The sequence below is a fragment of the Streptomyces apricus genome, from assembly GCF_008369065.1.
GTDB classification, from domain to species: domain Bacteria; phylum Actinomycetota; class Actinomycetes; order Streptomycetales; family Streptomycetaceae; genus Streptomyces; species Streptomyces apricus.
In genome coordinates, this window is the sequence record NZ_VDFC01000047.1 from 713,412 (window position 1) to 721,920 (window position 8,509).

The 8,509-nt window shown below is 72.7% G+C and carries 8 protein-coding genes; 3 read left to right on the forward strand and 5 right to left on the reverse strand.

The annotated features are described in order from the left end of the window. Positions 1 to 32: 32 nt before the first annotated feature. The 3 genes from pfkB to FGF04_RS29620 all read right to left on the reverse strand — a co-directional run bounded on the left by pfkB (position 33) and on the right by FGF04_RS29620 (position 3,426). Positions 33 to 980 carry a 1-phosphofructokinase gene (gene pfkB, locus FGF04_RS29610; protein ID WP_149514348.1) on the reverse strand — a complete coding sequence of 316 codons (948 nt, stop codon included), beginning with the start codon at positions 978 to 980 and terminating at the stop codon, positions 33 to 35. Further along, positions 977 to 1,738: a DeoR/GlpR family DNA-binding transcription regulator gene (locus tag FGF04_RS29615; protein WP_149514349.1), complete on the reverse strand. Its 762-nt coding sequence runs from the start codon at positions 1,736 to 1,738 to the stop codon at positions 977 to 979. The genes pfkB and FGF04_RS29615 overlap by 4 nt, the downstream gene beginning before the upstream one ends. 164 nt (positions 1,739 to 1,902) lie before the next feature. After that, positions 1,903 to 3,426, reverse strand: a complete 1,524-nt coding sequence (locus FGF04_RS29620; RefSeq protein WP_149514350.1) for an MFS transporter — start codon at positions 3,424 to 3,426, stop codon at positions 1,903 to 1,905. A gap of 199 nt (positions 3,427 to 3,625) precedes the next feature. On the opposite strand from FGF04_RS29620, the gene FGF04_RS29625 reads away from it, so the two are divergent. Continuing rightward, positions 3,626 to 4,612, forward strand: a complete 987-nt coding sequence (locus FGF04_RS29625; RefSeq protein ID WP_149514351.1) for a helix-turn-helix transcriptional regulator — start codon at positions 3,626 to 3,628, stop codon at positions 4,610 to 4,612. Positions 4,613 to 5,130: 518 nt separating this feature from the next. Here the strand turns inward: FGF04_RS29625 and FGF04_RS29630 are convergent. Next, positions 5,131 to 6,129, reverse strand: a complete 999-nt coding sequence (locus FGF04_RS29630) for a sigma-70 family RNA polymerase sigma factor (RefSeq protein ID WP_149514352.1) — start codon at positions 6,127 to 6,129, stop codon at positions 5,131 to 5,133. A gap of 200 nt (positions 6,130 to 6,329) precedes the next feature. Between FGF04_RS29630 and FGF04_RS29635 the strand changes: the two genes are divergently transcribed. Beyond that, the gene (locus tag FGF04_RS29635) at positions 6,330 to 6,848 is read left to right on the forward strand and encodes a GNAT family N-acetyltransferase (RefSeq protein ID WP_149514353.1); all 519 of its coding nucleotides are present in this window, start codon (positions 6,330 to 6,332) and stop codon (positions 6,846 to 6,848) included. Between the two features lie 33 nt (positions 6,849 to 6,881). On the opposite strand, the gene FGF04_RS29640 is transcribed toward FGF04_RS29635, so the two are convergent. Then, positions 6,882 to 7,682: a dioxygenase family protein gene (locus FGF04_RS29640; protein ID WP_188114278.1), complete on the reverse strand. Its 801-nt coding sequence runs from the start codon at positions 7,680 to 7,682 to the stop codon at positions 6,882 to 6,884. 102 nt (positions 7,683 to 7,784) lie between these two features. On the opposite strand from FGF04_RS29640, the gene FGF04_RS29645 reads away from it, so the two are divergent. Beyond that, positions 7,785 to 8,336: a MarR family winged helix-turn-helix transcriptional regulator gene (locus FGF04_RS29645; RefSeq protein WP_149514354.1), complete on the forward strand. Its 552-nt coding sequence runs from the start codon at positions 7,785 to 7,787 to the stop codon at positions 8,334 to 8,336. The last annotated feature ends 173 nt before the right edge of the window (positions 8,337 to 8,509 follow it).

Consider the following 8,509-nt stretch of genomic DNA (forward strand, 5'->3'; position numbering starts at 1 on the left):
ATCGGGCGCCGCGCGGCGGCGGCTGTGGGGGCTCATGAGGCGGGCTCGGTCAGGGCGCGGTCCGCCGGGACGTCCGCGGTGACCGTGACCGCGGACGGGTCGAGGTCGGCCGGTCCCGGCATCACGCTGCCCGGCAGCTGGACGGCCGCGGCTCCGTGGGCCACGGCGGAGGCGAGCGCGGCGGGCCCGCTGCCGCCGGCGACGAGGAAGCCGGCGAGGGAGGAGTCGCCGGCGCCCACGTTGCTGCGTACGGCATCCACGCGTGCGCTCGCGAACCACGCGCCGTCCTCCGCGACGAGCAGCTGCCCGTCCGCGCCGAGGGAGGCCAGTACGGTCCGGGCGCCCAGCTCCCGCAGTTCCTCCGCGGCCTTGAGCGCGTCGCCCACGGTGGCGAGCGGGCGGCCGACGGCCCCGGCGAGCTCCTCGGCGTTCGGCTTGACGACGTCGGGCCGTTCGCCCAGGGCCGCGAGCAGGGCCGGTCCCGAGGTGTCGAGCGCGATCCGCACACCCGTCCGGTGGGCGCGGGCGACCAGTTCGGCGTACCAGGAGGGTGCGAGGCCGCGCGGCAGGCTGCCGCAGCAGGCGATCCAGTCGGCGCCGCGGGACTGCTCGCGCACGGTCTCCAGGAGCGCTTCCTGTTCGGCGACGGTGAGTTCGGGGCCGGGTGCGTTGATCTTCGTGAGGACCCCGTCCGCCTCGGCGAGCGCGATGTTCGAGCGGGTCGCCCCGGCGACGGGGACCGGTGCGACCTCGATGCCCTGCGCGTCGAGCAGGGKGGCGACGAGCGCGCCCGGGGCCCCGCCGAGCGGCAGGACCGCGACGGTGCGCCGGCCCGCCGCGGCGACCGCCCGCGAGACGTTGACGCCCTTGCCGCCCGGGTCCATGCGCTCACCGGTGGCCCGGACGACCTCGCCGCGGTCGAGCGAGGGGACCTCGTACGTGCGGTCCAGGGACGGGTTCGGGGTGACGGTGAGGATCATGCGCGCACTACTTCCGTGCCGCCGCGCTCGATGGCGGCCGCGTCTTCGGGGCTCAGCCCGCTGTCGGTGATGAGCAGGTCCACCTCGCCGAGGTCGCCGAAGCGCGCGAAGTGCTCCTGCCCGTGCTTGGCCGAGTCGGCGAGCAGCACGACGCGGCGGGCCGCGGCGAGGGCGGCGCGCTTGACGGCGGCCTCGGCGAGGTCGGGGGTGGTCAGGCCGTGCGCGGCGGAGAAGCCGTTCGCGGCGAGGAAGACCACGTCGGCGCGGATCTCGCCGTACGCCCGCAGGGCCCAGGCGTCGACCGCCGCGCGCGTACGGTGCCGGACGCGGCCGCCGACGAGGTGGAGCTGCAGGCCGGGGTGGTCGGCGAGGCGGGCGGCGACCGGCAGGCTGTGCGTGACGACGGTGAGCGACGCCTCCAGCGGGAGGGCCCCGGCGAGGCGGGCGACGGTCGTGCCCGCGTCGAGGATCATCGTGCCCTCGTCGGGCAGTTCGGCGAGGGCAGCCTTGGCGATACGGTCCTTCTCGTCGGCGGCGGTGCTCTCGCGCTCGGCGAGGTCGGGCTCGAAGTCGAGCCGCCCGGCCGGCAGGGCGCCGCCGTGCACCCGGCGCAGCAGCCCCGCCCGGTCGAGGGCCTTCAGGTCCCGCCGGATGGTCTCGGGCGTGACCCGGAACTCCTCCGCCAGCGACACCACGTCCACCCGCCCGCCGTCACGCGCGAGCCGGAGGATCTCCTGCTGCCGCTCAGGTGCGTACATGCCCGTTCGTCTCCGTTCCGCGCCCGGTCCTGTGGTTTCTCCCGCAGACTACGCCCGGATTTCGGGGAAGTAAACAGAACCGGACGTACATGTGGGCATGAACGGACATCCGATCCGGTCCGGTGCGATGAACCGCGGTGCGCCGCTCGTGGCTGTCGTCCCGCTCAGCCGACGAGTTCGGGGTCCTGGTCCCGGGCGGGCGGAGCCGCGGGTGCTTCCCCGGCGCCCTCCACGTGCTGGGCCGGACGCTTCGGGAGGGCGGACATCAGGAGGAAGATGGCCGTCATCACCACGGCGACCCAGACCAGCGCGTGCTGGAAGGCGTCGACGAAGGCGGGGCCGACCCGGTCCGGCGTCAGACGGTCAGGCATCGCGCCGAAGAAGATCACGGAGACCAGCGCGAGACCGAGCGCGTTGCCCATCTGCTGGACGGTGTTGATCAGGCCGGACGCCGATCCGGCGTGCTCGCGCGGCACCTCGGAGAGGATCGCGTCCGTCAGCGGGGCGACGATCAGGCCCATGCCGAGGCCCATGACGACCAGCGGGAGCGCCATCTGCCAAGGGGCGATGGACAGGCCGTACCGCTCGGACTCCCAGATGTAGAGCAGCACGCCGGCGGCCATGGTGAGCGCGCCCGCCTGCAGCACCTTGCGGCCGAACCGCGGAACCAGCTGCTGCACCGAGAGCCCGGCCGCGAGCGACACGGCGACCGAGAACGGCACGCCCGTCAGGCCCGCCCGCAGCGGGCTCCAGCCGAGGCCGGTCTGCATGTAGAGCGTCCAGACCAGGAAGAAGACGCCGAGGCCGATCCCGAAGACGGTCTGCACGGCGATGCCCGCGGCGAAGCTCTTGACCTTGAAGAGGGAGAGCTCGACGAGCGGTGAGCCGTCGCGCGCCGCCTTCCTCTTCTCGTACGCCACCAGCGCGCCGAAGACCACAAGGGAGCCGCCCATCGACCCGTACCCCCACAGCGGCCAGTCGAGCTCGCGGCCGCGGATGAGCGGGTAGAGCAGCATCAGCAGACCGAGGGTGACCAGGGCGACGCCCACGAGGTCGAGCTTGAGGGCGTGCGGGGCCCTGGACTCGGTGATGAACTTCCGGCCCAGGACCAGGCCCGCGATACCGACGGGGAGGTTGATGAGGAAGATCGGGCGCCATTCGAGGCCGAAGAGGTTCCACTCGGTGAGCAGCGCGCCGAGGAGGGGGCCGGAGACCGCGCCCAGGCCCACGATCGCGCCGAACAGGCCGAAGACCTTGCCGCGTTCGTGCGCCGGGAAGGTGGCGTGCACGATCGACAGGACCTGCGGCACCATCAGCGCCGCCGTCGCGCCCTGGAGGATCCGCGAGGCGACCAGCATGTCCGGGTTCACCGCGAAGCCGCAGAGCGCGGAGGCGAGGGTGAAGCCGCCGATGCCGACGAGGAAGAGCCGCTTGCGTCCGTGGATGTCCCCCAGCCGCCCGCCGGTGATCAGGCCCGCGGCGAAGGCGAGCGCGTAGCCGGCGGTGATCCACTGGATCTGGCTGAACGACGCGCCGGCGTCCCGCTGGATCGAGGGGATCGCGATGTTGACGATCGTCACGTCGACCAGGTCCATGAAGGCGGCGGTCATGACGATGGCCAGCGCGTACCAGCGGCGGCGGTCCGCCTCCGGCCGGGGGGACGCGGGGGTGCTGCTCGGTGAGGTCATGCCGTCAAGGTAGGGCGGATGTAGGTCAGTTCTTGTCCTAGTTCTGAGGCATCCTCGCCGTAGTTGGTAGGTGAGGAAGGCTGTGGCGGGTTCGGAGGGTGCGGGTGCGTCGTGGCTGGTCGCGCAGTTCCCCGCGCCCCTGGGGGCCCGCGCCCCTGGGGGGCCCGCGCCCTGAGCGGTTCGACGAGAGGGAGACCCCATGAGCACCGACACTCCGGCGCGGCTGCTGCAGTTGCTGTCGCTCCTCCAGACGCCGCGGGAGTGGCCCGGCGGGGAGCTCTCGGAGCGGCTCGGGGTGTCGCGGCGGACCGTGCGGCGCGACGTGGACCGGCTGCGGGAGCTGGGCTATCCGGTGCAGGCGACGAAAGGGGCCGACGGCGGCTACCGGCTGGTCGCCGGGAAGGCCATGCCGCCGCTGGTCCTCGACGACGAGGAGGCCGTGGCCATCGCGGTGGGGCTGCGCGCCGGCGCGGGGCACGCCGTCGAGGGCGTCGACGAGGCCTCGGTCCGGGCGCTGGCCAAGCTCGAACAGGTCCTGCCGGGCCGGCTGCGCCACCGCGTCGCCACCCTCCAGGCCGCCACCACTCCCCTGACCACGGGCGACGGTACGAGCATCGCGCCCGAGACGCTGACCACGATGGCGTCGGCGATCGCGGGGCGGGAGCGGCTGCGGTTCGCGTACCGCGCGGGGGACGGGGCGCAGAGCCGTCGGCTGACCGAGCCGTACCGGCTGGTGTCGACGGGGCGCCGCTGGTACCTCGTCGCGTACTGCCTCGACCGGGAGGACTGGCGTACGTTCCGGGTCGACCGGGTGTCGGAGCCCTTCGCCACGGGGGCCCGTTTCGCGCCGCGTGAGCTGCCGACGGGGGACGCGGCCGAGTACCTGCGGCAGTCGATGTACCGGCGGCAGGACACGTACGAGTTCGACGTGACGTTCGCGGCGCCGGCGGAGTTCGTCGCGGCCCGGCTGCCCGCGTGGCTGGGGGTGCCCGAGCCGGTCGACGACGGGCGGTGCCGGCTGCGCGCCTCGACGGCGGACGCGGTGGAGTGGCTGGCGGTGCGGCTGGCGACGGTGGACTGCGAGTTCACCGTGCACGGACCGGCCGAACTCGTGTCCTGCGTACGGGATCTGGGGGGTCGGCTCGGCGCCGGTGGGGGCGGGCCGCGCAGTTCCCCGCGCCCCTGAGAGCGGGGCCGGAGCCGGGGTCGGCCCCGTGTGCGGTCCGGCATCGTTTGCCCTCGTGACACAATGTGCCACCTGGGTCACCCCGGGGTTCAGGTCCGGGGTGGCCCAGCCGGTGTGTCCGGGACGCGGCCGACGCGCCCAGGACGAAGCCGAGCTCCGGCGCCAGGGGGGGGAGGCGCCGGAGCTCGGCTCTGGAAGAGTCCCGGCACCGGGGGGAGTGCGTCGGGACTCGGCTTTTTGGGGGCCCGGGAGTTTTGTGCCCCGGTGCCGATGTGTTGAAGCGGCGGTAAACGGACTTCTGTGCGACCCGGTGAGGGGTCCCGCCCGGCCACGCCCTGCGCGACGGCCGATGCGACGCCCGCCCGCAGGGCCTGCGGTAGGGCGCCTGCCCCGGAACCGGGAAGCCAGTCCTGGAAAACGGCACGAGTTTTTCTCACCCCGCCGACGACCACCGCCGCTATGCCTGGGCGACCGCCGCCGCCACGCCTGGGCGCCCTGTCCGGGCGCCCGGGCAGGGACTACGCCGCGGCGTCGAAGCCCGTGGAGCGGGCCAGCTTCTTCAGCTCCATCAGGGCGTGCTTCTCGATCTGGCGGATCCGCTCGCGGGTGAGGCCGTGCTCCTTGCCGACCTCGGTCAGCGTGCGCTCGCGTCCGTCCTCGATGCCGTACCGCATCTTTATGATCGACGCGGTGCGCTGGTCGAGGCGGCCGATGAGGTCGTCCAGCTCCTCGCTGCGCAGCAGCGTGAGCACGGACTGCTCGGGCGAGACCGCGGAGGTGTCCTCCAGCAGGTCGCCGAACTGGGTGTCGCCCTCGTCGTCCACCGACATGTTCAGCGAGACCGGGTCGCGGGCCCAGTCCAGGACGTCGACGACGCGCTCCGGGTTGGAGCCCAGCTCCGCGGCGATCTCCGTGGGCTCCGGGTCGCGGCCGTGCTCGCGGTTGAACTCGCGCTGCACGCGGCGGATCCGGCCCAGCTCCTCCACCAGGTGGACGGGGAGCCGGATGGTGCGCGACTGGTCGGCGATCGACCGGGTGATGGCCTGGCGGATCCACCAGGTCGCGTACGTCGAGAACTTGAAGCCCTTGCGGTAGTCGAACTTCTCGACCGCTCGGACCAGACCGGCGTTCCCCTCCTGGATCAGGTCCAGCAGCGGCAGACCGCTGCGGGGGTAGCGCCGCGCGACCGCGACGACCAGGCGGAGGTTCGACCGGATGAAGACGTCCTTGGCCCGCTCGGCGGCGGCGACGAGCGCTTCGAGCTCCTCGCGGGAGGCCTTCACCTTGGTCTCGGTGGCCTCACCGTCGAGCAGCTGCCGCGCGTACACACCGGCCTCGATGGTCTGGGACAGCTCGACCTCCTTGGCGGCGTCGAGCAGCGGTGTACGCGCGATCTCGTCGAGATACATGCCGACCAGGTCGCGGTCGGCGATCTCGCCGCCTACGGCGCGAACACTGCGTGCCGCGTCGGTCTCGCCGGAGGCGGACTTACGACGGGCGACGGCACGGGTTGCCATGCGTGCTCCTATGCGATGGTGGGCTTGCGGGTACTGGGTGGTACTCGATGGTGTGGCTGCGGTGACCGTGGTGGCCCGGACACTCTCCCGAGTGCCCTGCATCTGATGGAAACAACGACTGGAATCCGGACAGAATTCCCAACCCGTCCTTCGAATTTTCGGATCGTGCAGTACCCTGTGCCGCTCCAAAAGGAGGCAGGATGTCGGCGCAGCGCGCGGAAGTGCAGGTCAGGCCGGGAAACGTGGGCGACCTGGACGCCCTCACGGACCTCTACAACCACTACGTGCGTGAGACGCCGATCACCTTCGACACGGTGCCCTTCACGCCGCAGGAGCGCCGCCCCTGGCTGCTCTCCCACCCTGAAGACGGCCCGCACCGGCTGATGGTTGCCGTGGAGCCGGACGCACAGCGGATTCTGGGGTACGCCACGTCGGGCGAGTTCCGGTCGCGGCCCGCGTACGCGACGTCCGTGGAGGTGACCGTCTACGTCGCCCCCGGCGCGGGCGGCCGGGGAATCGGCACGCTCCTCTACGCGGCCCTGTTCGAGGCGCTCGCGGGCGAGGACCTGCACCGGGCGTACGCCGGGATCACCCAGCCCAACGAGGCGTCGGTGCGGCTGCACACGCGGTTCGGCTTCCGGTACGTCGGCACGTACCGGGAAGCGGGCCGGAAGTTCGGGCGGTACTGGGACGTGGCGCGCTACGAGAAGGAGCTCTGAGGCGGCCGGTACGGACGGCACGCCCCCCCGGGGTCAGCCGAACTGCACCGAGCGCTTGGCCAGGCCCATCCAGAAGCCGTCGATCACGGAGCGCTGGGTGTCCAGGTCGCCGGCGGCGTCCGCCGCGCCCATGGTCACGAACAGCGGGGCGAAGTGCTCCGTGCGCGGGTGGGCCAGCCGGCCGGCCGGGGACTTGTGGAGGAAGTCGAGGAGGCCGTCCACGTCCGCGGAGTCGAGCGCCCGGTGGCCCCACGCGTCGAACTCGGCCGACCAGCCGGGTATGCCGCCCTGGCGCAGCGCGGCCAGGTTGTGGGTGAAGAAGCCGGAGCCGACGATGAGCACGCCCTCGTCGCGCAGGGGGGCCAGCTTGCGACCGATCTCCATGAGGCGGACGGGGTCGAGCGTGGGCATGGAGACCTGCAGGACGGGGATGTCGGCCTCGGGGAACATCTCCACGAGGGGGACGTACGCGCCGTGGTCGAGGCCGCGGTCCGGGATGTCCTGGACCGGCGTGCCGGGGGCGCGCAGCAGCTTGCGGACGGACTCGGCGAGGGCGGGGGCGCCGGGGGCCGTGTACTGCACCTTGTAGTAGTGCTCGGGGAAGCCCCAGAAGTCGTAGACCAGCGGGACCGGCACGGTGGCGCCGAGGGCGAGCGGGGCCTCCTCCCAGTGCGCGGAGACCATCAGGATGGCCTTGGGGCGCGGGAGGTCGGCGGACCAGGCGGCGAGCTGGCCGGGCCAGACCGGGTCGTCGGCCAGGGGCGGGGCGCCGTGGGAGAGGTAGAGCGCGGGCATGCGGTCCACGGCGGGGCGTTCCTCGGTGGCTGCGGACATGGCTGCGACTCCCTCTCGTATTGCTTGAAGTATCAAGTTCCCTGTGACGGAGCCTACCGCTTACTTGTTTAATATTCAAGAAGGGGCTCGTACAGTGGGTGCATGAACACCGCATCCGCATCCGCATCCACCGACGGGTCCGGCGGCTCCGGCAGCTCCGGCGGTTCCGGCGGGCCCCGTTGGCTCAGCGACGAGGAACAGCGCACCTGGCGCGCGTTCATGCACGCCACGACGCTTCTCGAAGACCATCTCGACCGCCAGCTGCAGCGTGACGCGGGCATGCCGCACATCTACTACGGGCTGCTCGTGCAGCTCGTCGAGGCGCCGCGGCGGCGGTTGCGGATGACCGAGCTGGCGATGCGGGCGAAGATCACGCGCTCGCGGCTCTCGCACGCGGTCGCGCGGCTGGAGAAGAACGGGTGGGTGCGGCGGGAGGACTGCCCCTCGGACAAGCGGGGGCAGTTCGCGGTCCTGACGGACGAGGGGTACGGGGTGCTGGAGCGGGTCGCTCCGGGGCACGTGGCCGCGGTCCGGCAGGCGCTGTTCGACCGGTTGACGCCGGAGCAGCAGAAGGCGCTGGGGGAGGCGATGCTCGTCATCGCGGAGGGCTTGCAGCCGGAGGGTGCGGGGGCGGACCTGCCCTGGCTCCGCTAGTTGGCTCCGCCGGTCTGGCGTGGCCGGGCCGGGGTATGCCGCCGGGTGCGACCCGGCGGGGGCTGGCCGCGCAGTTCCCCGCGCCCCTTAAAAGCGGGTGCGCTGGGGTTGGTCATACAGTTCCCCGCGCCCCTTGAAGACGGGTGCGTGGGGGCTGGGCCGCGCCCTTCAGG

Bases quoted from the DNA above. Each gene is read 5' to 3' on its own strand.
- FGF04_RS29615 (WP_149514349.1), bottom strand. From the start codon at position 1,738: ATGTACGCACCTGAGCGGCAGCAGGAGATCCTCCGGCTCGCGCGTGAC.
- FGF04_RS29625 (WP_149514351.1), top strand. From the start codon at position 3,626: ATGAGCACCGACACTCCGGCGCGGCTGCTGCAGTTGCTGTCGCTCCTC.
- FGF04_RS29630 (WP_149514352.1), bottom strand. From the start codon at position 6,129: ATGGCAACCCGTGCCGTCGCCCGTCGTAAGTCCGCCTCCGGCGAGACC.
- FGF04_RS29635 (WP_149514353.1), top strand. From the start codon at position 6,330: ATGTCGGCGCAGCGCGCGGAAGTGCAGGTCAGGCCGGGAAACGTGGGC.
- FGF04_RS29620 (WP_149514350.1), bottom strand. From the start codon at position 3,426: ATGACCTCACCGAGCAGCACCCCCGCGTCCCCCCGGCCGGAGGCGGAC.
- FGF04_RS29640 (WP_188114278.1), bottom strand. From the start codon at position 7,682: ATGTCCGCAGCCACCGAGGAACGCCCCGCCGTGGACCGCATGCCCGCG.
- FGF04_RS29645 (WP_149514354.1), top strand. From the start codon at position 7,785: ATGAACACCGCATCCGCATCCGCATCCACCGACGGGTCCGGCGGCTCC.